Here is a 22,117-nt window from a genome sequence, read left to right on the forward strand (position 1 = left end):
CGCCACCCGCCGCCACAACCCGCTATGCACCCAGTTGCATAGTACCGCGTGTAACTACTATCCTGGCTGGATGGCCCTCGAACATGCCCTGTTGGTATCGCTGACCGAGCGGGCCGGCTCGGGGTATGAGCTGGCACGTCGGTTCGACAAGTCCATCGGCTTCTTCTGGAATGCCACCCACCAGCAGATCTACCGGGTACTCAAACGCATGGAGGCATCCGGCTGGCTGACCGGCGAATCGGTGACGCAGGAGGGCAGGCCCGACAAAAAGGTCTACTCGGTCAGCGACGCCGGTCGCGCCGAATTGGCCAGATGGATCGCCGAGCCGAGCGATACCGGTATGCCGCGCAACGAACTCGGCGTGAAAGTCCGCGCCGCGGCGCACGGTGACATCGGCGCGCTCTGCGACGAGGTCGCCAGACACCGCGACCAGCACAACCAGCGCCTCGAACTGTTCGCACTCATCGAGAAACGTGACTTCCCCGCACCGGATCAACTCTCCGGTACGCCACTGCACCAGTACCTCGTCTTGCGCGCGGGCATCCGCGTGGAGGAGGGGTTCGTCGAATGGTGCGACGAAGTCCTGCAAGCCCTGAAACCGGGTGCGACAGCCCCGCACCCGGAACCCGGAGAAAGGTGAGACTCGCAGATGAGTTCTTTCCCCCACTTGTTCGAGCCGCTCGACCTCGGCTTCACCACGCTGCGCAACCGCGTGATCATGGGATCGATGCACACCGGCCTGGAGGATCGCGCCTGGGATACCAACAGGCTGGCCGCCTACTTCGCCGAGCGGGCCCGTGGCGGCGTCGGCCTGATCATCACCGGCGGCTACGCCCCGAACCGCACCGGCTGGCTGCTGCCCTTCGGCGCGAAACTGACCAATAGGTCCGAGGCCTACCGGCACCGGGCGATCACCGAAGCCGTGCACAAAGAGGGCGGCAAGATCGCCATCCAGATCCTGCACGCGGGCCGCTACTCCTACATGCCCGGCAGCGTGTCGGCGTCCTCGATCAAGGCCCCCATCAACCCCTTCCGGCCGCGCAAGCTCTCGGCCAAGGGCATCGAGCAGACCATCGACGACTACGCCCGCTGCGCGAAACTGGCCAAGCTCGCCGGCTACGACGGCTGCGAAATCATGGGTGGTGAAGGCTATTTCATCAACCAGTTCCTCGCGCCGCGCACCAACAAGCGCACCGATGAATGGGGCGGATCGCCGGAGAACCGGCGCCGCATCGCGGTGGAGATCGTGCGCCGCACCCGCGCCGCGGTCGGCCCGAACTTCATCATCGTGTTCCGGCTATCGATGGCCGAGCTGGTCGAGAAGGGCCAGAGCTTCGACGAGATCGTCGCCCTGGCAAAGGAACTCGAAGCCGTTGGTGCCGATATTCTCAACACCGACGTCGGCTGGCACGAGGCGCGCGTCCCGACCATCGTGACCTCGGTGCCGCGCGCGGCATTCGTCGAGTTCACCGCGAAGATCACCAGGCAGGTGAATATTCCGGTCTGCGCGTCCAATCGGATCAATATGCCCCAGATCGCTGAGGAGATCCTCACTCGCGGTGACGCCCAACTTGTTTCGCTTGCCCGCCCGTTCCTCACCGACCCCGAGTGGGTGAACAAGGCCAAGGGCAATCGCGTCGACGAGATCAACACCTGCATCGCGTGCAACCAGGCTTGCCTCGATCACGCCTTCCAGCACAAGACCGTGTCCTGCCTGCTCAACCCGCGCGCGGGCCACGAGACCGAGCTGAAGTTGTCGCCGACGCGGCGCACCAAGCGCGTCGCCGTCGTCGGCGCGGGCCCCGCCGGGCTCTCGGCCGCGGTCAGTCTCGCCGAACGCGGCCACCGGGTCGACCTCTTCGAGGCCGACAACAAGCTCGGCGGCCAGTTCGACATCGCTCGCCGCATCCCGGGCAAAGAAGAGTTCAACGAGTCGATCCGCTATTACACCAGGATGCTCGAGGTCACCGGGGTGAGCGTGCACCTGAACAAACGGGTTGCCGCGGACGAGCTCATCGCCGCCGGCTACGACGAGGTGGTGCTGGCCACCGGTGTGCGCCCGCGCATTCCGAACATTCCCGGCATCGACCATCCGATGGTGCTGTCCTACGCCGAGTTGGTGCGCGAGGAGCGTCCGGTCGGCAAGCGCGTCGCGGTCATCGGCGCGGGCGGCATCGGCTACGACGTGAGCGAATTCCTCACCGTCGAGGGCCACCCCACGCTGAAGCTCGACGAGTGGAAGGAAGAGTGGGGTGTCGACTCCGAGGACGAGCAGGTCCGCGGCCAGCTCGGTACCCCGAAGTCAGCGCCCGCCGCACGCGAAGTCGTACTGCTGCAACGTAAGTCGACCCCGTTCGGCAAGGACTTGGGCAAGACCTCGGGCTGGGTGCACCGCGCCGCGCTGAAGGCCAAGGGCGTCGAGCACGTCGGCGGCGTGAACTACGAGCGCATCGACGACAACGGTCTGCACATCAGCTTCGGCGAGAAACGCGCACGCCCGCAACTGATACCGGTCGACAATGTCATCATCTGCGCGGGCCAGGAATCGGTGCGCGAACTGGAAGAGCCGCTGCGTGCGGCAGGCATCAACCTGCACCTGATCGGCGGTGCCGACGTGGCTGCCGAACTGGACGCCAAACGCGCCATCGACCAGGGCACCCGCCTGGCAGCCCGCCTCTGATCTCGATATAAGAGTCGGCCGATGGCGCTGCGCGTCGATTCGACCGGTCGGATCGCCTAGGCTCCACGTGTGAGCCTGCCCTCCCCCACCTCCGAGAACCGCGCGGTCGTCACCGGCGCATCCTCCGGCATCGGCACCGCGCTGGCCGCCGACCTCGCCGCCCGCGGCTACTCCCTGATCCTCGTCGCCAGGCGCGGTGAGGTGCTCACCGAACTCGCCCAGCGGCTCACCTTGGCGCACGGCATCACCGCCGAGGTACGTGCCGTCGATCTGGCCGAGCGCACCGCGCGCGGCGCGCTCGTCGAGGAATTGTCGGCACGCAATATCGCCATCCTGTGCAATAACGCCGGAATCGCGACCTTCGGTGCGGTCGCCGATCTCGACCTGGGTTACGAACGCGCACAAATGGAACTCAACGCCGTCGCCGTCCACGACCTCACCCTCGCCGTGCTGCCCGGCATGATCGCGCGAGGTAGTGGCGGCATCCTGATCAGCGGCTCGGCGGCGGGCAACATGCCGATCCCGAACAACGCCACCTATGCGGCGAGCAAGGCCTTCGCCAACACCTTCTCCGAATCGCTGCGCGGCGAGCTGAAGGGCTCCGGGGTACACGTCACCCTGCTCGCGCCCGGCCCGGTGCGCACCGAAGCCCCCGACCCGACCGAGGCTTCGATTGTGGACCGCATGGTCCCCGACTTCATGTGGGTCACCTCCGAATCGACCGCCAAACAGTCGATAGACGCCTTGGCACGCAACAAGATGCGCGTTGTCCCCGGGCTGATCAGCAAGGGTATGAGCGTGGCGGGGCAGTACGGACCCCGCTCGTTCACCGCGCCGATCGCGGGAGCCTTCTACAAGAAGCTCGGCGGCTAGTTCCAAGCTCGGCGGCGGGACCTCGCAGTTCGAGGCCCGTTGTGATCTCGTCAAGATCGCGGGCCGAGGCGTCAAGTTCACATAAGCCGATGGTTCGGGCACCTGAAAACGGCGTAGTCCTGATGACGACCCCGCAGGTGGAGAAAGCGGGGGCGACACAGGAGACATCGTGACGCTGCTCGAAATCTTCCCGTCGTTGCGGTCGGGGGGCATGCCCCCTCGGCTCGACTCCGCGATCTGGCCACGGGACACCCATTACGACGACGCCGGCCGCATCACCATCGGAGGTGTCGCACTCGCCGATATCGCCGACCAGTACGGCACGCCCACCTATGTGCTCGCCGAGCGCGAGGTCAGGGAGCGCTGCCGGGCGTATCGGGCGGCCTTCCCCGAGGCCGAGATCTATTACGCGGGCAAGGCGCTCATGATCAAGGCGGTCGCCGACTGGGTCACCGAGGAAGGGCTGTCGGTGGATGTCTGCTCGGCGGGCGAACTCGCCGTCGCGCTCGCCGCGGGCGTCGAACCGGCACGAATTATCCTGCACGGCAACGGAAAGTCCTTCGACGAGCTGGAAGTCGCTGTCCAGGTCGGTGTCGGCAGGATTGTCATCGATTCGCTCGCCGAGATCACGCTGCTTTCCGCATTGGTGGCCGACTCACAGCAGGTCATGCTGCGGCTGTCCCCCGGTATCGACGTACACGGTCATCCCGCCGTTGTCACCGGGGTGACCGATCAGAAGTTCGGTTTCCCGCTCGGTAGCGACGCGGCCGCCGAGGCTGTCGCGCGCATCCTGCGCCAGCCGAAGTTGCGGCTTGTCGGCTTCCACTGCCACCTCGGTTCGCAGATCTGCGATCCGGACTACTACGGCGAGGCCATCCGCAGGATGGTCGCCGAGATGGCTGGGGTCCGCGACGATCACGATCACCTACTCACCCATCTGGACATCGGCGGCGGCCACGGTGTCCCCTATCGCTGCGGCGATGCCGAGATGAATCTGACCGATCTCGCCGCGATCGTCGAAGACGCCCTCGACGCGGCCTGCGCGCGCCGTGGTTTCCCACGCCCGGTCATCGCCATCGAACCGGGCCGCGCCATCGTCGCGCGCGCGGGCGTGACCCTCTATCGCGTGCGCTCGGTCAAGCACATCGACGGCGGGCACACCTATGTCACCGTCGACGGTGGCATGAGCGACAACCCGCGAGTCGCCCTCTACGGCGCGCGCTACAGCGTTGTCGTGGCCAACCGGCACCCAACCGGCCCACATATGACGGCCACGGTCGCAGGCCGGTTCTGTGAGGCGGGCGACATCCTCGCCACCGATGTGCAGCTGCCTGCGGATCTGCGGCCGGGCGAGGTGCTCGCCATGCCGTGCACCGGCGCTTACCACCACAGTCTCGCGTCGTCGTACAACAGTGTCGGCCGCCCGCCGATCGTCGCGGTGCGAAAGGGCGTCTCCCGGGAATTGGTGCGAAGAGAGACCATGTCCGACCTGCTCAGCCGAGATATCGGCCGCTGAGGGCCCGGTTGGATCGCGACGCGGGCTAGCGCTTGCGGGTGCCGAAGAGACTGCGACTGATCTCCCGGCCCGCCACGGTCGCGGCCGAACGCAGGAAGCTCTTCACGGCGGGATTCTTCATGATGCGCTCGGCGGCCGACTCGTCCTCGGCCGCATTCGGGGAATGTCCCGGTGCCGAGGGTGTCGGGTCCTCCTGCGCTGCCGCAACTTTCGCCGCGAGGAGCTCGTAGGCCGACTCCCTGTCGATGGTCTGGCCGTACTTCCCGTACAGCGAGCTCGACAGGGCCTGCGACTTGATCGCCTCGTCGCCGATGGTGTCCATCAGTGAGCGCGGCGGCGCAATCCTGGTCCACGCCACCGGAGTCGGCGCACCCTTCTCCGAAAGCACGGTGACGATCGCCTCGCCGGTGCCGAGCGAGGTGAGCGCCTCCTCCAGATCGTAGATCCCGGACTTGGGATAGGTGCGCACCGTCTTCGACAGCGCCTTCTGATCATCCGGAGTGAAGGCGCGCAACGCGTGCTGAATCCGCGCGCCCAGTTGGGAGAGCACGGAATTCGGAATGTCGGTCGGCAGCTGCGTGCAGAAGAACACACCGACACCCTTGGAGCGGATCAGTTTGACCGTGTGCTCCACCTGCTCGAGGAAAGCCTTCGACGCGTCCGCGAACAGCAGGTGCGCCTCGTCGAAAATGAAGACCAGCTTGGGCTTTTCGATATCGCCCACCTCGGGCAGGGTCTGGAAAAGATCGGCGAGCACCCACATCAGGAAGGTAGAGAACATCACCGGCCGGGCAGCCTGTGCACCCAGCTCGAACAGGGTGATCACACCCTGTCCGCCCGCGACACGCAGCAGATCCGCCGGATCCAGTTCCGGCTCGCCGAAGAAGGTGTCGCCACCGTCGGCCTCGAGGTTCACCAGCGCGCGCAGGATGACACCCGCGGTCGCCGCCGAAACCCCACCGATGCCCTTCAGGTCTTCTTTGCCCTCCGGACTGGTCAGATGGGTGATGACCGCACGCAGATCCTTCAGATCCAGCAGGCCGAGCCCGGCCTTGTCCGCCCAGTGGAATATCAGCCCGAGTGTCGATTCCTGAGTCTCGTTGAGCCCGAGCACCTTACTGAGCAACACCGGCCCGAACGCGGTGATCGTCGCGCGGATCGGCACCCCGATGCCATCGGTGCCGAGCGACACGAACTCGGTCGGGTACCCGCTCGGGTTCCATTCCCCCGCGCCGGTTTCCTGCGCCCTCGCGCTCAGCTTTTCGTTCGGCTGCCCCGGTCGCGACAGACCGGACAGATCGCCCTTGATGTCGGCGAGCACCACCGGCACCCCGGCGCGCGAGAGCTGTTCGGCGATCCCTTGCAGCGTCTTCGTCTTACCGGTACCGGTAGCGCCCGCGACCAGACCGTGCCGGTTCACCGTGCGCATCGGGATCCGCACAAGCGCAGCCGGATCGACCGCACCATCGATCACGACGGTGCCGAGTTCGAGTGCCTCCCCCTCGAAGGCATAGCCCGCGGCGATCTGCTGTGCGGGCGACTTTGCGGCCGACTCCTCGGTATCGGAAGCCGCGGCCTTCGTCGCTTCGGCCACCTCGGCGGTCGCGGCAGCGGTCTCCGCCGTCGCGGCGGCCTTCGCCTGGGACGCGGCGGCCACCGCTACGGCATCGGCACCGTTGGCCGCGCCCGAGGCGGCCGCGGCTTCCTGTTCGACCAGCTCGCGCTCCGCGGCCTCCGCCGCGTCAGCGGCCTCCGCGGCCACCCGCGCCGCGTCCTGCGCCGCCTTGCGTGCAGCGGCCGCTTTCTCTTGGGGAGTGGTCATCGCGCGTCCTCCGTTCGGTTCTGACTGTGACTGCTTCCACGGTGGTAACTACCGAGCCGAAAACACCTACGCCGAACTCCCGCAAACTCTATCGTCGCCGGTGGTATGGGGAGGGCTCGACCCAGCGGCGTCGCAAGCTAGTCTTGCGCGGGTGTCCGACAAATTCGTGGTGTGGATGGATTGCGAGATGACCGGCCTGCGACTCGACAGCGACAAGCTGATCGAGGTGGCCGCACTTGTGACCGATAGCGACCTCAACATTCTTGGTGAGGGCGTGGACATCGTCATCCACGCCGACGACGAGGCGTTGGCCGCGATGCCAACGGTGGTGACCGAGATGCACGCGCGCTCCGGGCTCACCGAGGAGGTGCGCCGATCGACGGTCACCCTCGCCGAGGCCGAGCAGCAGGTTCTCGACTACATCCGCGAGTACGCCCCCCTCGCGCGCATGGTCCCGCTAGCGGGCAACTCCATCGCTACCGACCGCGGCTTCATCGCTCGCGATATGCCGCTGCTCGATAACCACCTGCACTACCGAATGATCGACGTGAGCTCCATCAAGGAGCTGTGCCGACGCTGGTACCCGCGCATCTACTTCGGCCAGCCGGAGAAGGGCCTCACCCACCGGGCCCTCGCCGACATCAAGGAATCCATCCGTGAGCTGGAGTATTACCGGCGCACCGCGTTTGTCGCGCCGCCTGGCCCGTCGACCACGGACATCGCCGCTATCGTCACCGAACTCAGCGCCGAAGACGGCACGGAGACAGCCGACTCGACCCCGCACGACGACGCCGAATAGGACACGAACCCACGCATCGGCCCAGTTCGCGAGGCACACCGGAAACCGATTAGGGCCTCGTGGGGGTAACACGCTAATATCTACCGCGCCGGTGATTCACCGGCGATGGTGGCCGTAGTTCAGCTGGTAGAGCGCCAGGTTGTGATCCTGGAAGTCGCGGGTTCAAGTCCCGTCGGCCACCCCAAACGCGTCAGCGTACGAACCGCCCCTTCGGGGGCGGTTTTCGCGTTTTGACCAGCGGCTTCATCATCACTGGGCGGTTTCGGGACTCTGAATGTGGGGATGAGCCGGTTGGGGCCAGCGATGGTTACTCCTGCGACCAGCGCCTCGATCAGCGCCTTGACCTGGTTTTTGTTGCCGGTCCGGATGACGACTCCGATGTCGGTGACCACGTCGTCGAGCGCTTCAGACGCGGGCGCTTCCGGAACGTCGTCAAGGGCCTGAGCAAGGCCATCCCGCCGGTCCCGCAGCCGCCCGGCACTAGCTCGTAGCTCGGCAAGCCGTTCGCTCAACAACTCGCCGTCCAGGCTGCCACGCTCGAACGCGGCCAGGTATCGATCGATGGACTGCGCACACTTGCTCAACTCGGCGTCGACAGCGGCGAGCTCCGCGCGTCGGTCACCATGCTTCGCCTGGTGCCGCCCGCGGGCGAGGCCAACGGCGTCCTGGATCAAACCTCGCTGCATGCTGTAAAAGCTGACCAGCGCGTCGAGGACAGCCCGATCGACAGCGGTGGCATCCATGCGCGGCTGATCGCATTCAGCGGTTGTGTACCGTGACCGTGTCCAGCACGTGTAGTAGCGATAGCTTCGCGTACGTCCGTTGGCCCTAGTACCGACCATCGATCGGTTGCAGCGCGGGCAGCGCAGTCGCCCGGCAAGCAGGTAGTCGAATCCGGTGGACGCACTGTAGCCGGGATTATCGCCACGGGCGGTGAGAATCCTCTCGGCTCTTTTCCAGATATCGGTCGCGATAATCGGCTGGTGAGCGGATGTGACCGTAACGCCTCGGAAGGTTAGCTCACCCAGATAAATACGGTTGGTCAGCATGCGAGTGATTTGGTAGCCGGACCACTTCCCGCCGTTGGTTGTGCGATGGCCGCGATCGTTGAGCACCTCGGCGACCGCACGGGTGCCGAGCTTGTCGGCGGTGTATAGCGCGAATACCGCCCGCACGATCGCGGCTTCGGACTCCTCGACGACAAGTACCTGCGACGGATCCGGGCGATAGCCGAAAGGACGTCGTCCCCCTTTCCACTTTCCTTTCGCGGCTTTGCGTTCCAATCCGGCGATCGTGCGGTTCCAGCACTACGGTGTCGAGTTCGGCGGACGCCGCTACAACGGCGAGGTCCTCGACGGGCTGCGCGGCAAGCTCAGCCCCTACGTCGGGAAAGCCAAGCGCCGCTGGCCGATCCACTACGACCCCGAGGACATCACCCGCGCCTGGTTCTGTCACCCCGACACCGGGTGGGGGCCGCTGCGCTGGGAACACGCCCCGGCCGCGGACATGCCGTTCAGCGAGGACGCCCTCGAGTTCGCCCCCAGTTGGCCGCGGCGAAATACACCTACCCCGACGATCGGCTCGCTGTCGCAGACCTGCTCGAACGCTGGAACCTCGGTTTGGGTTCGTCGTTGGTCGAGCATCGCATTGCTTTGCGGCTGCTGTCCGTCGGTGCCTCATTCCCCAGGAACGCCGATCGTTTTGAACGACAGCGATAGCGGTCGGTGTCTCCACCGCATCACCCGCACAGCGACAGCCGCGTAAGCACCACGATCGCGAGTTCCAGGGCCGATATAACGTCACCAACCTGTTCCCGACGCCTGCGGGTTGGAACCTCGTGGTCCGGTTGTGCCAGCCCCACATCGCGAATGGACGCTTCCGGAGCTAGTGCCGACTCGGCCGTGAGCCGGGCTGCCGCGCACCTCACCGCGGCAGCGCATCATGGGCTCGACCGCCGGTACGGGACGTGACTCGCCGAAGATCGGTCTGCAGAATCGATTCCGTCGCGTCAGCGGCTCGCGGACTTAGTCAGCCGAGCGAACCTCGAAACCAGCAGTCGCTTTGCCGGTTTCGAGGCTTGCTCGGCTGCTCAACATCCGGAACGCACCACAGTGAACTGGTTTCGATGCCACCTACTGAGTTACGACACGTCAACAGCGATCCCCGAAAATGAGGACTGCGCACCGTCTTTCCGATCCCCACCTGACGCATACCCTGCGCCTTTTCCACATCGCTCACCACGACGGTCTTCAGCCAACGCAGCATGTGGTGGTTTGAAGCCTCCCACCGCAGGTCGACTCCGAAGGGCCAAAACCTTCATCTCCTGCACAGCACCATGTCAAGAAGCTCTACCTACATCGAACTCCTCTCCGCGTTCGTGGCACACGTAGGGCCTCAGAAGTCGTGGCGGAATTTCAGAATGTGTGGCGGTGACGTGGTGGATCTGCCACGGTTTTGAGATTCCGTTCCTCCACTGGCCGCGAACTTGGCGAACTCGTGTCAGGCGCTGGCTCGCATGTGTTGCTGTGCCCATTTTTCGAAGCTGGTGAGCGGTATGCCGAGGTCCCTGGCGTACCGCGGGCGGCCCGGCTGGCCGGCGACGTTCAGCCATTCGAGCGCGACCCCGAAGGTTGGCATCCCCGCGGCCAGGGCCTGTTCCTCGGTCATGTCAGGGGCGACCAGGTGCGTGCCCAGCGTGCGGGACAGGATCTCGGCGATTTCTGTCATCGATAGGTAGTCACTGGCCAATTCCAGCTCGACGCGGTGGAATCGCTCCGGCGCGGTGATAGCCGCGGCGGCGGTGTGGCCGATGTCGTCCACCGCGACCAGAGACAGCCGGGTCTCGGGGTTGATGACGCTCACCAAGCCGCCCTCGATACCGCGCGGGAACATGTAGGCCACGGACGGCAGGAAGTTCTCCATGAACGTACCCGGCTTGAGCAGCGTCCACTGCGGGAAGCCTGCCGCACGGACCCGGTCCTGAATCGCTGTCTTCGCGCCCAGTGTGGGTTCCATCGACGCCCAGCGGCCGTCGGCCCAGCCTGGAGTTCCGGTGTGCTGACCGGCGCCGGTCACGGACGTGTGCACGAACTGCGGCACTCCGGCAGTCTTCGCGCCTTCGATGAGGTTGACGCCTTGGGCTACTTCACCGTCGAAATCAATACCGTCCGTGGTGATCTCGGGCATCTGCACGGAGAACACGGCGCGGGCGCCCTCGGCAGCCCGAATCACCGAGTCGCGATCGTGCAGATCGCCGGTGACCAGTTCGGCGCCGAGCGCCTCGACGGCCTTGGCCCGGTCGGAGGCCGGGTCGCGCACCAGGGCGCGGACTCGAACACCCGACGCAAGCAGAGCACGGGCGGTGGCGCCACCTTGTTTGCCGGTGGCGCCGGTGACCAGGACGGGTGCGGAAGCTGTGGACATGGGGCTCCTCGGATGCTCGTGGACTAAACGGCGGGTCCCGCCGTTTAATGACTTGTACGATATGGCGGACTCCGCCGTTTTGGCAAGACTGGAGGTCGCCATGCCCGAACAGCAACGTGCGGACGCTCGCCGCAACTACGCACGCGTCCTCGCCGTGGCAGAGGAGCAGGTTGCTGCCTACGGTGCCGGTGCGTCGTTGGAGCAGATCGCCCGCATCGCGGGGGTCGGCTCAGCGACCGTGCGCCGGCACTTTCCCACCCGCCAGGCACTGCTTGAAGCGGTCTCCCGCAAACGGATCGAGGCCTTGTGCACCCGCGCCCACGACCTGACCGGCACCGGCGACAGCCGCAGCGCACTGCTGGAATGGTTGACCGATGTCGTCGCCTATTGCGTGCGCGCCCGAGGTCTAGCTGTCGCGCTGTCCTACGACGCCGCTATGTCCCACCCGCACGACAACACCTGCTCGGCGGCCCTGGAGGAGGCGGGAAACCCATTGCTGCGCAGCGCAATCGAGGGCGGCACTGTGGCCGAGGGCGTCACCGTCGCAGACCTGATCGCGCTGATCGTCGGTATCGCCCTGGCCACTGAGCACTACCCCGATCCCGCCGCCCAGGCGGAGCGGCTGTTCCGACTGGCCGTGGCCGGACTGCAAGAAATGCCACGGAATTGAGATAACCACCGCTGGCCGCCACCTGAGACAAGGCAGAAGTCACCAGGTCAGGAGACCGACGTCCGCCACGACTTCTGAGACCCCACAACGGCCCCCACTTCGATGTAGGTTCTCGAGTCTCGTGACAGAATCTCGGAATGAGTGGCGGATCCGCCATTATTTTGAGATTCCGTTGCGCAGCCTATCCTGCTTCGGGTCGAACTCGGCTGTCATGTGTCAGTGAATCGTGCGACGGATCGCTGTCGGGCAGGATCAGGCCCGACGGCACTATCGAACGTCCCATAATGCCGATTTCAATGCGTTCGGTTAGCCGGTCGCTAACTAGCCGCATACCGAGCGGTCGGTGATGCCCGCATCTGGCGATTCCGCGTAGTCCACACGATCATCATCATCGAACGATCTGGACGGTGACCGGCGAGCTCTACGAGCAAGCGCGCATCACGCAAGCCTCCAAGTTGGCCGCCACCTCAATCGGCTCGCGACGTACAAGCTGCGTCTCCAAGTCGACGAGAACGGATGCGCCGCAGTAGATTCAGAGTGGTGAGGATCGTTCCCGGGGCGAAGTCTCCGAGGTCGGTGAGGACGAGTCGGCGGGCCGGGACCTGACCGTCCAGCATGTCGGTCAGGCTGGCTGCGGTGAGGTCGTGGCGGCTGTCGAGTACGGCCCCGCACGTAACTGGGGAGGGTGGTGAGTCGCCATCGGTCCAATACGGACAGGTTACCGGCTCCCCCGCAGCGGGCGGGAACACGTCGCCCGGACACCTACCAACTTAGGGTCCTGACATGTCCTTCAGTGTCCCTTCCAGCCCTGACCAGGGCCAACAAGGACCCTAAAACCAGGCGGCCTCATTCACAGGGGACAGGCCAGGAACACACCAATCATGTTCGACGACTCACACCATCCCGACAACCAACCGCCGCACCACAACCCAATCCTGGGGGCCAGCCCCCTCGACGGGCTGGTTGTCCTCGATACCGACCTGTTCTACGACCCCGACGATTTCACGACGTTGGTGATCGCGGCCCGCACCATCCCGAATCTCGCGGTGATCACCGCCGATGAAACTCGCGGTCGCCGCGCCCGGCTGGCCCGCCACGTCCTGGACCTGATGGACTGCCGCGACGTCCCGGTCATCGCGGGCATCGACATCGGCGGTGAACAACGGTTCGTGATGGACGACCACCTCACCGGGCTTCCCCTACTGCCCTATGACGTCACCGGCGCGGTCGATGAGCTCGTCGAAGCGGCGGCGCGGCTGTGTGCGAGCACCACCGGCCCGATCCACTGGGTCGGTATGGGGCCGATGACCAACCTCACCGCCATCGTGTCCTACGCCCCTGACCTGGCCGAGCGGGTGACGGTGACACAGATGGGCGGGTGGCTCGATCGCTACCGCGACAAAGCCCGCGCCTCCCACAACTTCCGCATCGACCCCGCCTCCGCCGGTCTCGCTCTGCGCGTGACTCGCAACCCACGGCTGGTCTTGTCCGATGTCACCAACTCACCCCACATCGAGGTCACCCCCAACTGGGCACTCCTACACAGGATCCGATCCTCCGCCGCCCCCTGGCAACAGCTCATTGTGGCGAACGCAGGCAACCCGATTCCCCGCCAACAGCATCCGTCACCACGAAGCCTCGAGGTGCCGTGATGCCACGACCCCCGCCTCTGGCTCTGTTCGTAGCGAGGTTTGAGAGGCGATGCCGTCTCGACAGCCGCCTGTAGTGCTGCGTGCGCAAATTGCGGAAAAGTGTGCGCGGAATCAGTGGGAGAACGATGAGTGGCCGCATAGCGTTACTGGTGCGACCCTCGCCGGTTATCAAGGTGAGGAGTCAGCTCGAATTGTCCAGTGCGAGAGAGGCTCTCAGGAATGAGTTCAGTCAAGCCGCCAACTGCCGAACAGTCCTCCAGTCCGGCCGACCCGCCGGAGCAAGCTGCGGACCCACGGCTGGCGCTGTCCTTCGCCGTGAGCGTGGCTGTTGCGGCCGGGCTACTGACCAACTGGTCGACGGCAGCAACTGTCCTATTGGAGGTGATCGCGTTGTTCACTGCGCTGGCACACCGTCAACGGTAGGGACTTCCCCGATTCGGTTGACTCCTGACCTGTGAGGGCCTCGTCCTCCTGAAAGGATCATCGCCAAGCCGAAGACGTGTTCCTCGAGTGGGGTGCGGCGGCTCCTGGCCGATGTCGGTGACATCCACCGATTTCGGGACCGGGACCGGTTCGCGTCCTGGAACCGCACCGCCCCCTTGGACGCCTCCTCCGGCCAGCAGCAACGACATCGGCTCTCCCGCGCAGGAAACCGCAAGATCAACCGGGTCCTGCACACCATGGCCATCATTCACTTACGCCGCCCCAGCCCGGACCAGGACGCGATGGCTAGCATCTCGAATACGACGATGCCGCCACGGACAACCCGTTCCGGCGAGGTTCCTTCTCCGCCAGGCGTTCATCTCGTAGGCCGGAACTGGTCAGCCGTCCTGGCTACATGATGGCCGACTCCGGTGTGCTGGAAGCCAGTCGTGCTCGACGGGTGTTTGACCTGCTGATCTTAATGTTTTGCGGGACTGGCCCGTCTGAATAGTCATGACCGTGCAGAACTGGATCCATGCGCTGTGGACCGAAGCCCCGCTATCATTCGTGCTCGTCGCCCCGCTGGCCGCGACCTGGTTGTGCATCGTGGATTGCATGCGCGAGTGCGTTCGCCCACTGCGAGAGCCGAATGATCCTGCGGGAAGCATGTTCCGGCAGCCACGTCTCGTATATCGAGCGGCATGAAACGACGACCTCGGCGCGGATTGTGGAGGTCGGTTTCGGTACGAGCTAGCGATCCGCGGTACCGATTTTGCCGCCTGCATGAGAGCTGCCCGCAGTATGACGACCGATGGTCCATCATCACGACATCGTGACCAGTTCCAAGCGCTGTACCGGCAGCACCGGACACCGGTGCGAAAGTATCTGCTGTGTGCGCTACGCGGGGATCTCTGCCGCGTCGCCCGCTGGACCGGGCACCCAGTGCGGACCTCGAACAGCTCGACCAAGTCCTCGACCGGATCGTCGTGAAGCGATTCATCGAGGTAGCAGCCAAACGACTGACCGATGGGGAGTTCCGGGTCGCGTTCTTGGGGTGGTTTATGGACGAGTCGGACGAAGCGATCGCGAAGGCGCTGGGCACGACCGTCAAAACCATACGAGCACACCGATGCTCGGCGAAGAAGAAGATCAATACCTTCGCGAACAGGGACGGATACGAGATCACGTTCACCGACACCGACGTGGCGAGGTAAAGAAATCCATCCCTGGGGTAGGAGAAGTGACGGTATGACAGAACGGGAACACCTCAACACAGTCGAGTCGATCACCATCGTTGAGTTCTTCGACGAACTGGGTAACTACTACGCCGACCAAGCAGGCGACGCCGACGCGGGTTGGGATCGGGTGGAGCGCGCCTTGCAGCCCGAGGAGAAGCGCCCCATCGACCCGGCCCTCGAGCTGGACGTCGCCATGACACAAACAATCACCAATATCACCCGAGCCTTGATCATGGCAACCTCCAATTCGTCCTGGCCGCTCGAGTCGGCAGCTGCGATGGAATGGAGGGCGAGCGGGGTGGGTCCGGATGCTGGTTCCGGCCCACCCCGCGGCAAGAAAGAGCGGCGTGGCACCAGCGGCACCTCACCCCCGGTTTGGCCGGGTTCGTGAACGCGGGAGGTTGAAGGGCATCGCCGCCAACGCCGTTCATTCCACTGTTTCGGATACGGGCATCACCTCGCTTCGAGCGTGGTTGATTCTGCTGTTCGGATCGAGCCAGAGCCATCCGAGCGCGGCGGAGGTCCACGCTGAGTGGCTCGCCCTGTCGCGGGCCGACGCCCGGCCATCTGGGCGAGGTTCGCCGACGCGACGGTGCTCGCCGGTGCCTGGTGCCTGGGTACCGGCATTGGTGCACCCGGGTGGACGGGCAGTGGTCTGCGGGCTTCGCACAGGATCTGTTCGACCTCGGCGAACAGCGACTCGACGTCGGGATCGAGGGTCAGCAGCTGCGCGTCGAGGGTGTCGAACGGACCTACGCCAGTGGGGTTCGTGGTCATGACGCTGCCTCCTGGGAGAAGCGCCGAAACGAGTGGATCAGGCGTTGATGGCCTGCTGCCTGCCGTGATCGCTGCGTTCGATTTCGATCTTGCGGGGCTTTGCTTTCTCCGCGACCGGGATCGCCAAGCGCAGCACGCCATCGGTGTAGTCGGCGCGAATGTGGTCGGTGTCCAGGCCCTCACCGAGGAACAATTGGCGGCTGAATACCCCACGGGAACGTTCCGCGGCGATCATCGACCGCCCCTGGTCCAGCTCCGGGCGCGATGCTCGCACGGTCACCACATTGCGTTCGATATCCAAGTCGAGGGACTTCGGATCGATACCGGGCAGATCGAGCTCCACCAGGAACTCATCGCCCTCGCGCCAGGCGTCCATCGGCATCACCGCGGGACGGGACGCCGTGCCGAACACCTGCTGCGTAAGACGGTCCAGATCACGGAAAGGATCGGTACGCATCAGCATGGTCGCCACCTCCAACACACTCCAATCTATATCGTCGGATCAGATAATCGGTGTCATCTGACATAGATTTGTTTTAGCACTCTCGGCAAGAGAGTGCAAGCACCTAGAATAGAAAACCTGTAAGTAGTGCAGAGGTGAGGGCAAGGATGCAGCAGGAGCCACCCTCGGGATCGCATCTGCCCGTTCCACGGCAGGCGGTGTACTCGATCTCGGTGACCGCGGATCTGGCCGGGACCGGGGTGCAGACGCTGCGGCTCTACGAGCGTCACGGACTGATCACCCCCGCCCGCAGCGACGGCGGCACCCGCCGCTACAGCCGCGACGACCTCGCCCGCCTGCACCGTATCGTCGCGCTGTCCGCCACCGGAGTAAACCTCGCCGGTATCGCGCGCATCCTCGACCTCGATCGGTGCCGACCTCGGCGGCGGTGTCGATGCCCGCGCTCGACATCGACACCTCACAACTTCTCCGCCTCGCTGCGGATCACCACTCGGCCGGTCGTAACTGCTGGTCAACGAGCTGGCAGCGTCCGCTGCGCGCCGGGGCCGAAAAGGCATGTCCAGCATCAGATATCGACACCGATCGCGCCGAACTCCTGATCCCACATCGCTTGAACAGAGGCACTTGACAGACATCCCATGAGCTGGAGTGTGAAACGGCGAGTGCGCGGGCCCGAGGGGACAAGCGGCGATCTCGTCGTACGGATGGCCGACCCGCCCTCGCAACCCGGGCCGAATCGCCATCGGGCTGTCCTGCCCGGCTCGCCACCGGCAGCTCCTCTGTCGGACTCGGGTCTCTATGGTGATCCACTGAGCAGGGGGTGCTGCATGTCGCCTGGACCGAGCACTACCTGGGCCTCTGGCAGTTTGACTCCTTGGGCCGCCGGGTGTTCGAAGCCGACCTGCGCAGGCTGGAACCGACACGGCTGTTCCTACGCCACCTGGCCGAGTGGCGATACGAGCAGCAGGATCTCCCCGACCTCTCGGACGAAGCCTGGAGGCGGACCATCGATCTGTACCCGGACGGGAAGAACAGCCAGGGCCTGTACCCACGCGGCCGGCTCGGCGGCTCGACGCGTACCCTGGTCGACCTGCCGCGCGACCTGTGGTGGCTGCCGGTCCCGGAATTCGGGTGCTGGGAATATCTGCTGACAGCATCCCAGTTCGGGCTGCCGGGAACGTTCAAGCTCGTCGAGGAGACTTCAGACATCGCATCGCAGCCGGCCACTGGTGCGGCGGAGCCCTTCGGCTGGCGGCCGCCGGTGCCGGCGGCCGCGCCCTGGCCCGAGGAGTTGTTCACTCCCGGGTTCAGGTTCACGCACCGACACCGGTCGAAGCCGCTCACCATCGAGCCGGTGAGAACAGTGACCGAGATCGCCTTGCCGACAGGGCAGTTGGCGGTCTGCGACCCCTCATACCTGCCCACCGGCACGGAGGGTGACCCGCTGGTGATCGAAGTTCCGCCGGTGTCTACCCGGTGCAGGAGACCGGCGCCAGCTACGAGGGCGAAATGTTCGGCGACCGCTTCACCGCCCGCGACACATTTGCCGTGCGTCTGCTGGTGAGCGAGAAGCCGACTGCCCGCTGGATGATGGCAGTCCCGCCAGGCGAGGACGTGAGGCTGCTGCGTGACGGGCAGTACTTCGGCTTCGGCGTCGACTCCGCCACGGGCTGTTTCGTCGACTCCACCGCTCGAACCGAACTGGGCTGCCGCTACATGCGGGCCCTCACCTCCGGCGGCGACGAAGACGTCCACGACACCGAAGACGGCTACAGCAAGGTGACCCACGACGCTACCGGGGCCGAGCTGGTCACCTTCATGTTGGGCGGAGACGGCGTCTACCTGGTCTGGGTGGGACGCGACGACACAGGTGAGGTCACGGCGGTCGTAGTGGCGGACAGCTTCGAAGTCGGCTATCTGGAACCGTTGACCCCATGAGCCGGGGCATCAAGCTGCGAGTACGTGGCCCCGATCCAACCAGGCGGTCGCCTTGCCGTTCGTCGCCATTGCCGTGTCGTACCTGTACTGCCTCGTCGCTGCTGTTGATTCGTTCGAATTCGACTGTGCCGCAGCCTCCGGTCGAGGCTGCGGACGGCCCGAGTCGCCGTAACGTCGTCGAGGGCATGCGAGTTGTTTGGACCGACCCGTTTCTACGGGCGTCGACGGCGATGATCGGTTTGTCGAACGTCGTTATTCAGGTCGTGCTGTTGCTGATCCTGCTGGAGCTGAAGAACAGCGATCATCCACCGTGGACCGTGGGACTGGTGCTCGGCATGGCCGGGGTGGGCGGCATCGCCGGCGCGGCGCTGGCCACCTGGCTCATCGCGCGAATTCCATCCCAGCTGGGGTACCGGAGGGCACTCTGGGCCTGGACCGCTGCTGGTGCCGATCGCGTTCAGCGTCAATCCCTTTGTGCTTGCCGTGTGCTGGGGTGGGGTCGGCTGCGTGGGCGTTGTCAGTAACGTGGCTTTGACCATCCACCGTGTGAACGTCATACCTGAACAGATCCTCGGCCGTGCCGTCGCGACCATGGGACTGGTTTGTGACGGAGCCGTGGCGATCGGTGCGCTCACCGCCGCGGGTTATCTATCGTCCGCGGCGGGTGTTGTCGCGACACGGTGGATCGCGCTTGCGGCTATGTGCGGCCTCGCCTTGTGCGCGGGCACCCGCTTCGGTGGTGCCCGCGCCGAGACATCTGTGCGGGACGGCGCGGAGGGTTCACCAGCTCGCGGTGAATCCCCACGGTTCACGCAGGCAGGAAAATACCTGCTCGAACCAGCACCTTTATCGATGTATCCATGTGCTCGAGAGCCCGCAGTCGATTGTCGTAGGTCTGTATGTAGGGAACCTGGTGCGAGGCTATTTCGGCGTTGATGTGCGGCGGCGGTATTCGCCGCGCTTCGCGGTATAATTTCGGGTTCGGGTCTTTGTGTTCCTTGAAATGGTACGCACCATGCATTCTGGCGGCCACGGTGTTCTTTGTAGCATTCGAGTAGACTGGAACGCCGGGCGGAAAGTACTCCAAGGCATGCCGCATCATGAAGACGCCCATGTGCCTACCGCGCCACTCCGGCGCCAGATGCCAGGAGTACATCTGGCCTGAGCCGTCTTTACGGAGGCCCACTTCGATAAAGCCGACGAACTCACCGTCACATCGAGCTACGAAGACGTGCACGGGCTGGTCGTTACGTTTTCCTCCGGCCAGAATGTGGTCGTATTCGTCGTACTTGCGCGAATACATATCCTTCCGCAGGCGTCTTATCGAATCATTTTCATCGCAGGTTCTCTTGCGGGCAAGTCTCCTGTGGTTCGTGCACGTTCCTTCCACAAGTGCCTTGACGATATCGTCCCTGTCATCGGCGGTTGCTCGTTCGAACACGGGCATTTGCATAGGCAGTCTGATGTCTGATGAATCGGTCCGGCGTGAAGGCGCAGCGTCTGCTGAAGAGGCTGTGCCGTCTCGGTTGTCACCGGTATGCCAAGCGCGTTTTATATCATTGAAGTTTCTGCGATCGAGGGCCCTCGAGTCCTCGGTAAACTTACTGCAGTCGCTGCTAACTCCTTGGTATTGTTTTTTGATGTGTGAACAGGTTCGCAATAGTGCGGCGGAGATCTTGTTGGTCAGTTCGGAGAACTCTCGACCAGGGCCGAGGTGCATCTACTGTGCTTTCTGCAGTTTTGGCGTTCGCCGACTGCACCGCCGTCTAGAATCGCCGCTGTTCCGATCGTTCCACCCATTCTGCGATATTCCCATAATAGGGAAGCGACGGCCGGTTGCATCGGTGAAGTCGATAAGTAAAAATTATCGACTTCGATCCCTTTTGATTATCGGAATCAACGCTTTTCGCACGCGATCACTCGACGACGGGTGGCCCGTGGCGGTGCAGGTGCAGGTGCAGGTACGTGTAGCAGGTGACAACCAGGCAGACCGCGGTGGCGGTGATCAGCATGGCCCAGCCTGCGACCATGAGACTCAGCACGCCGCCGAGGACAGCGCCGAGGACAAAGCTCGTGTACAGCAGAAGTAGCCGAGCCAGTCGGCGTAGTTGTTGCCATCGCCGATGTGGCGCTCGAGGCCCTGTGCCAATTTGACCAGTGTTCCCGACCGGGAATCCGTGCGGCTGCGGCTCCTGCCACTCACCCGCCGCGTCGACGAACCCCCGGGCGGCGCGCCCGGCCAGGCGACGCGCGTACTGCCACTCGGCGTCCTTCTTGCGGGCGCCCGCGCCGGGCCGGGCTTCTGGCTGCACGAGGAGGAAGTTCCGCGCTCCGGTATCGCCATCGTGCGCAGCCATCAGCGCGCACGATGGCACGACGGATCCGTTCACGTCTGGACTACCCGCCGCAAGGGGTCCGGCACCGGCGAGTCCTCCAGCGGCTTGCGCTTCGATACCCGTCGATCCGTCGGGAGACCAGCAATGACGACGGGGCAGTCGACGTGGTATTTCGACGCCAACAGCGGGCTCGCCCGCGTCGACGTTGCCGACGGACTCGAACGCTGGACAATGCCCAGGGACGTGCAACGCTGTGTTCCCGGCACTGCCCTGCTACGGCGCGAGCAATCACCGCGAGGTCGGCACGGTCACTGGCGCATTTCAGGCCGGGCCCAACGAGGTCGTGCTTCGCGTGAGCGCAACCCGCTTCACCGACTTCGGCTTTCGGATTCCCGTGGAGCGCTCGGTGCGTCTCGATCTGGCAACCGGTGCCGTCGTGGAATACCCCGCACTGTTCGGCGGACAGGGCGTCCACCAAGAGGGGTGGCGCAGGTATCGAACGTCCGACAACGATTCGTGGGAGATCGTCAACACCGTCACCGGCGATTTCATCGCGCAGCATCCGTGGACCGACAGCGTGTTCCGGCTTCCGCACGGTGGCACCGAACCGCTACCCGCCGACGCCAAGACGGTCGGAATCATCGCCGGGCAACTGTATCTACGACTGAACGAATCCGACTGGTCCTACCGGATTTTCGACCTCGACAACCGCACCACCGACGGCATCACCCACGGCGCCCTCGATCCCGATCACCCACAACCGCACGGGCTGGAGCGAGCGTGGTCGATGATCACCGACCCCGACGCGTGGCTGACGACTCGCCCGGCCGGCGAGTTCAGCCGCGACATGCTCGAGGAGATCAACACCACCGCACTGAAGATCGGTGCCGATGCTGATGTGCTGCTCGCTGTCATGAACGCTGAAAGCGGGCTCCGGACGACCGCCTACCACCCCACCGGCCGCTACGGGCTACTGCAACTGACCGCCGACCAACTCAGCGCGGCCGGCTGGACCGCAACCCCCGACGATTACCTCGCTGCAGCCGATCGCCAGATCCCGGCCATCCGGACACACCTCACCGGGCTCGACGTACCCCCGGACACCGACGAAACCGGCCTCTGGCTCGCGCTGCTGATCCCACAACCCGAGCTGGCCGGGCTGGAACTCGACACAGTCATCGCCTCCCCCGGCGGCTCGCGTCCGGAGCTTTATGCGACCCACGGCGTAGCCGATATCGACCGCGACGGCCGACTTACGGTCAACGACCTGCGCCGATACCTGCGCAGCAAGCACCACGATCCCCGATTGACCGAACTGCAAGACCGGACCCGTCAGCTCGCGGCGCCCATCCCGGACTGGCCGACACTCACCGAAGTCAACGAAGGCGACGAGATGGCGATCATCCGCCCCAGCGCCGCCCAACTCGGCCTCACCGTCCAGATCGTCGCTTTGCAACACGAACCAGGATTCGACCACGAACAAGTCGTGTCGATCGATCCGCCCGCA

At 64.8% G+C, this 22,117-nt stretch carries 24 protein-coding genes, 1 tRNA gene and 1 pseudogene; 19 read left to right on the forward strand and 7 right to left on the reverse strand.

Going from position 1 to position 22,117, the window contains the following annotated elements:
- Window positions 1–70: 70 nt before the first annotated feature.
- The 4 genes from ACLMAJ_RS25860 (at window position 71) to lysA (ending at window position 5,069) form a co-directional block, all read left to right on the forward strand.
- Entirely contained in the window at window positions 71–640 is a 570-nt protein-coding gene (locus ACLMAJ_RS25860; RefSeq protein ID WP_412016410.1) for a PadR family transcriptional regulator, read from the forward strand.
- 9 nt (window positions 641–649) lie between these two features.
- A complete protein-coding gene (locus ACLMAJ_RS25865) occupies window positions 650–2,680 on the forward strand; it encodes an FAD-dependent oxidoreductase (RefSeq protein WP_412016411.1) in 2,031 nt (676 codons plus the stop codon).
- Window positions 2,681–2,749: 69 nt separating this feature from the next.
- Complete coding sequence (gene cmrA / locus ACLMAJ_RS25870; protein ID WP_412016412.1) at window positions 2,750–3,553, forward strand: mycolate reductase; 804 nt, start codon at window positions 2,750–2,752, stop codon at window positions 3,551–3,553.
- 169 nt (window positions 3,554–3,722) lie between these two features.
- Window positions 3,723–5,069, forward strand: a complete 1,347-nt coding sequence (gene lysA / locus ACLMAJ_RS25875) for a diaminopimelate decarboxylase (protein WP_412016413.1) — start codon at window positions 3,723–3,725, stop codon at window positions 5,067–5,069.
- A 25-nt stretch (window positions 5,070–5,094) separates the two neighbouring features.
- Here the strand turns inward: lysA and ACLMAJ_RS25880 are convergent, their stop codons facing one another.
- Window positions 5,095–6,891, reverse strand: a complete 1,797-nt coding sequence (locus tag ACLMAJ_RS25880; RefSeq protein WP_412016414.1) for a helicase HerA-like domain-containing protein — start codon at window positions 6,889–6,891, stop codon at window positions 5,095–5,097.
- A gap of 151 nt (window positions 6,892–7,042) precedes the next feature.
- Between ACLMAJ_RS25880 and orn the strand changes: the two genes are divergently transcribed.
- The 3 genes from orn (at window position 7,043) to ACLMAJ_RS25895 (ending at window position 8,469) form a co-directional block, all read left to right on the forward strand.
- The gene (orn, locus tag ACLMAJ_RS25885) at window positions 7,043–7,690 is read left to right on the forward strand and encodes an oligoribonuclease (protein WP_412016415.1); all 648 of its coding nucleotides are present in this window, start codon (window positions 7,043–7,045) and stop codon (window positions 7,688–7,690) included.
- Window positions 7,691–7,798: 108 nt separating this feature from the next.
- A tRNA-His gene (locus tag ACLMAJ_RS25890) sits at window positions 7,799–7,874 on the forward strand.
- Window positions 7,875–8,325: 451 nt separating this feature from the next.
- Entirely contained in the window at window positions 8,326–8,469 is a 144-nt protein-coding gene (locus ACLMAJ_RS25895; RefSeq protein ID WP_412016416.1) for a hypothetical protein, read from the forward strand.
- Here ACLMAJ_RS25895 and ACLMAJ_RS25900 read toward each other — a convergent pair.
- Window positions 8,452–8,973, reverse strand: a pseudogene (locus ACLMAJ_RS25900) (recombinase family protein); the annotation flags it as partial. The gene ACLMAJ_RS25895 and the pseudogene ACLMAJ_RS25900 sit on opposite strands and share 18 nt — an antisense overlap.
- Here ACLMAJ_RS25900 and ACLMAJ_RS25905 point away from each other — a divergent pair.
- Complete coding sequence (locus tag ACLMAJ_RS25905; protein ID WP_412016417.1) at window positions 8,963–9,454, forward strand: Mu transposase C-terminal domain-containing protein; 492 nt, start codon at window positions 8,963–8,965, stop codon at window positions 9,452–9,454. The pseudogene ACLMAJ_RS25900 and the gene ACLMAJ_RS25905 overlap by 11 nt on opposite strands.
- A gap of 735 nt (window positions 9,455–10,189) precedes the next feature.
- On the opposite strand, the gene ACLMAJ_RS25910 is transcribed toward ACLMAJ_RS25905, so the two are convergent.
- Window positions 10,190–11,113 (reverse strand): NmrA/HSCARG family protein, encoded by a 924-nt coding sequence (locus ACLMAJ_RS25910; protein WP_412016418.1) that lies wholly within the window; start codon window positions 11,111–11,113, stop codon window positions 10,190–10,192.
- Between the two features lie 100 nt (window positions 11,114–11,213).
- Between ACLMAJ_RS25910 and ACLMAJ_RS25915 the strand changes: the two genes are divergently transcribed.
- The 6 genes from ACLMAJ_RS25915 (at window position 11,214) to ACLMAJ_RS25940 (ending at window position 15,487) form a co-directional block, all read left to right on the forward strand.
- Window positions 11,214–11,783: a TetR/AcrR family transcriptional regulator gene (locus ACLMAJ_RS25915; protein ID WP_412016419.1), complete on the forward strand. Its 570-nt coding sequence runs from the start codon at window positions 11,214–11,216 to the stop codon at window positions 11,781–11,783.
- Between the two features lie 881 nt (window positions 11,784–12,664).
- A complete protein-coding gene (locus tag ACLMAJ_RS25920; RefSeq protein ID WP_412016420.1) occupies window positions 12,665–13,435 on the forward strand; it encodes a nucleoside hydrolase in 771 nt (256 codons plus the stop codon).
- A gap of 219 nt (window positions 13,436–13,654) precedes the next feature.
- Window positions 13,655–13,858 carry a hypothetical protein gene (locus tag ACLMAJ_RS25925; RefSeq protein ID WP_412016421.1) on the forward strand — a complete coding sequence of 68 codons (204 nt, stop codon included), beginning with the start codon at window positions 13,655–13,657 and terminating at the stop codon, window positions 13,856–13,858.
- 92 nt (window positions 13,859–13,950) lie between these two features.
- On the forward strand, window positions 13,951–14,277 hold the full coding sequence (locus ACLMAJ_RS25930; RefSeq protein ID WP_412016422.1) for a transposase: 327 nt from the start codon (window positions 13,951–13,953) through the stop codon (window positions 14,275–14,277).
- Window positions 14,278–14,748: 471 nt separating this feature from the next.
- The gene (locus ACLMAJ_RS25935) at window positions 14,749–15,072 is read left to right on the forward strand and encodes a sigma-70 RNA polymerase sigma factor region 4 domain-containing protein (protein WP_412016423.1); all 324 of its coding nucleotides are present in this window, start codon (window positions 14,749–14,751) and stop codon (window positions 15,070–15,072) included.
- Between the two features lie 34 nt (window positions 15,073–15,106).
- On the forward strand, window positions 15,107–15,487 hold the full coding sequence (locus ACLMAJ_RS25940) for a hypothetical protein (RefSeq protein WP_412016424.1): 381 nt from the start codon (window positions 15,107–15,109) through the stop codon (window positions 15,485–15,487).
- A 62-nt stretch (window positions 15,488–15,549) separates the two neighbouring features.
- On the opposite strand, the gene ACLMAJ_RS25945 is transcribed toward ACLMAJ_RS25940, so the two are convergent.
- On the reverse strand, window positions 15,550–15,873 hold the full coding sequence (locus tag ACLMAJ_RS25945; RefSeq protein ID WP_412016425.1) for a hypothetical protein: 324 nt from the start codon (window positions 15,871–15,873) through the stop codon (window positions 15,550–15,552).
- Window positions 15,874–15,910: 37 nt separating this feature from the next.
- Window positions 15,911–16,336 (reverse strand): Hsp20/alpha crystallin family protein, encoded by a 426-nt coding sequence (locus ACLMAJ_RS25950; RefSeq protein ID WP_412016426.1) that lies wholly within the window; start codon window positions 16,334–16,336, stop codon window positions 15,911–15,913.
- A 146-nt stretch (window positions 16,337–16,482) separates the two neighbouring features.
- On the opposite strand from ACLMAJ_RS25950, the gene ACLMAJ_RS25955 reads away from it, so the two are divergent.
- The 4 genes from ACLMAJ_RS25955 (at window position 16,483) to ACLMAJ_RS25970 (ending at window position 18,798) form a co-directional block, all read left to right on the forward strand.
- Window positions 16,483–16,935, forward strand: coding sequence for a MerR family transcriptional regulator (locus tag ACLMAJ_RS25955; RefSeq protein ID WP_412016427.1), 453 nt, complete (start codon window positions 16,483–16,485; stop codon window positions 16,933–16,935).
- A 221-nt stretch (window positions 16,936–17,156) separates the two neighbouring features.
- Entirely contained in the window at window positions 17,157–17,900 is a 744-nt protein-coding gene (locus tag ACLMAJ_RS25960) for a hypothetical protein (protein ID WP_412016455.1), read from the forward strand.
- Window positions 17,846–18,274, forward strand: coding sequence for a DUF4241 domain-containing protein (locus ACLMAJ_RS25965; RefSeq protein WP_412016454.1), 429 nt, complete (start codon window positions 17,846–17,848; stop codon window positions 18,272–18,274). The genes ACLMAJ_RS25960 and ACLMAJ_RS25965 overlap by 55 nt, the downstream gene beginning before the upstream one ends.
- A gap of 185 nt (window positions 18,275–18,459) precedes the next feature.
- The gene (locus tag ACLMAJ_RS25970) at window positions 18,460–18,798 is read left to right on the forward strand and encodes a hypothetical protein (RefSeq protein ID WP_412016428.1); all 339 of its coding nucleotides are present in this window, start codon (window positions 18,460–18,462) and stop codon (window positions 18,796–18,798) included.
- 284 nt (window positions 18,799–19,082) lie between these two features.
- Here ACLMAJ_RS25970 and ACLMAJ_RS25975 read toward each other — a convergent pair whose 3' ends face one another.
- Both ACLMAJ_RS25975 and ACLMAJ_RS25980 read right to left on the reverse strand, forming a co-directional pair.
- The gene (locus ACLMAJ_RS25975; protein WP_412016429.1) at window positions 19,083–19,721 is read right to left on the reverse strand and encodes a GNAT family N-acetyltransferase; all 639 of its coding nucleotides are present in this window, start codon (window positions 19,719–19,721) and stop codon (window positions 19,083–19,085) included.
- Between the two features lie 469 nt (window positions 19,722–20,190).
- The gene (locus ACLMAJ_RS25980; RefSeq protein WP_412016430.1) at window positions 20,191–20,631 is read right to left on the reverse strand and encodes a hypothetical protein; all 441 of its coding nucleotides are present in this window, start codon (window positions 20,629–20,631) and stop codon (window positions 20,191–20,193) included.
- A 331-nt stretch (window positions 20,632–20,962) separates the two neighbouring features.
- Here ACLMAJ_RS25980 and ACLMAJ_RS25985 point away from each other — a divergent pair.
- On the forward strand, window positions 20,963–22,117 hold a 1,155-nt coding region (locus ACLMAJ_RS25985; protein WP_412016431.1), incomplete at its 3' end, for a transglycosylase SLT domain-containing protein.

Origin of the sequence: Nocardia arseniciresistens, assembly GCF_046764875.1 — a bacterium.
GTDB classification, from domain to species: Bacteria; Actinomycetota; Actinomycetes; order Mycobacteriales; family Mycobacteriaceae; genus Nocardia; species Nocardia arseniciresistens.

Coding starts and splice junctions, on each gene's coding strand:
- ACLMAJ_RS25860 (WP_412016410.1), top strand. CDS start 71: ATGGCCCTCGAACATGCCCTGTTGGTATCGCTGACCGAGCGGGCCGGC.
- ACLMAJ_RS25865 (WP_412016411.1), top strand. CDS start 650: ATGAGTTCTTTCCCCCACTTGTTCGAGCCGCTCGACCTCGGCTTCACC.
- ACLMAJ_RS25880 (WP_412016414.1), bottom strand. CDS start 6,891: ATGACCACTCCCCAAGAGAAAGCGGCCGCTGCACGCAAGGCGGCGCAG.
- ACLMAJ_RS25910 (WP_412016418.1), bottom strand. CDS start 11,113: ATGTCCACAGCTTCCGCACCCGTCCTGGTCACCGGCGCCACCGGCAAA.
- ACLMAJ_RS25915 (WP_412016419.1), top strand. CDS start 11,214: ATGCCCGAACAGCAACGTGCGGACGCTCGCCGCAACTACGCACGCGTC.
- ACLMAJ_RS25920 (WP_412016420.1), top strand. CDS start 12,665: ATGTTCGACGACTCACACCATCCCGACAACCAACCGCCGCACCACAAC.
- ACLMAJ_RS25925 (WP_412016421.1), top strand. CDS start 13,655: ATGAGTTCAGTCAAGCCGCCAACTGCCGAACAGTCCTCCAGTCCGGCC.
- ACLMAJ_RS25940 (WP_412016424.1), top strand. CDS start 15,107: ATGACAGAACGGGAACACCTCAACACAGTCGAGTCGATCACCATCGTT.
- ACLMAJ_RS25945 (WP_412016425.1), bottom strand. CDS start 15,873: ATGACCACGAACCCCACTGGCGTAGGTCCGTTCGACACCCTCGACGCG.
- ACLMAJ_RS25950 (WP_412016426.1), bottom strand. CDS start 16,336: ATGCTGATGCGTACCGATCCTTTCCGTGATCTGGACCGTCTTACGCAG.
- ACLMAJ_RS25955 (WP_412016427.1), top strand. CDS start 16,483: ATGCAGCAGGAGCCACCCTCGGGATCGCATCTGCCCGTTCCACGGCAG.
- ACLMAJ_RS25965 (WP_412016454.1), top strand. CDS start 17,846: ATGTTCGGCGACCGCTTCACCGCCCGCGACACATTTGCCGTGCGTCTG.
- ACLMAJ_RS25970 (WP_412016428.1), top strand. CDS start 18,460: ATGCGAGTTGTTTGGACCGACCCGTTTCTACGGGCGTCGACGGCGATG.
- ACLMAJ_RS25975 (WP_412016429.1), bottom strand. CDS start 19,721: ATGCCCGTGTTCGAACGAGCAACCGCCGATGACAGGGACGATATCGTC.
- ACLMAJ_RS25980 (WP_412016430.1), bottom strand. CDS start 20,631: ATGGCTGCGCACGATGGCGATACCGGAGCGCGGAACTTCCTCCTCGTG.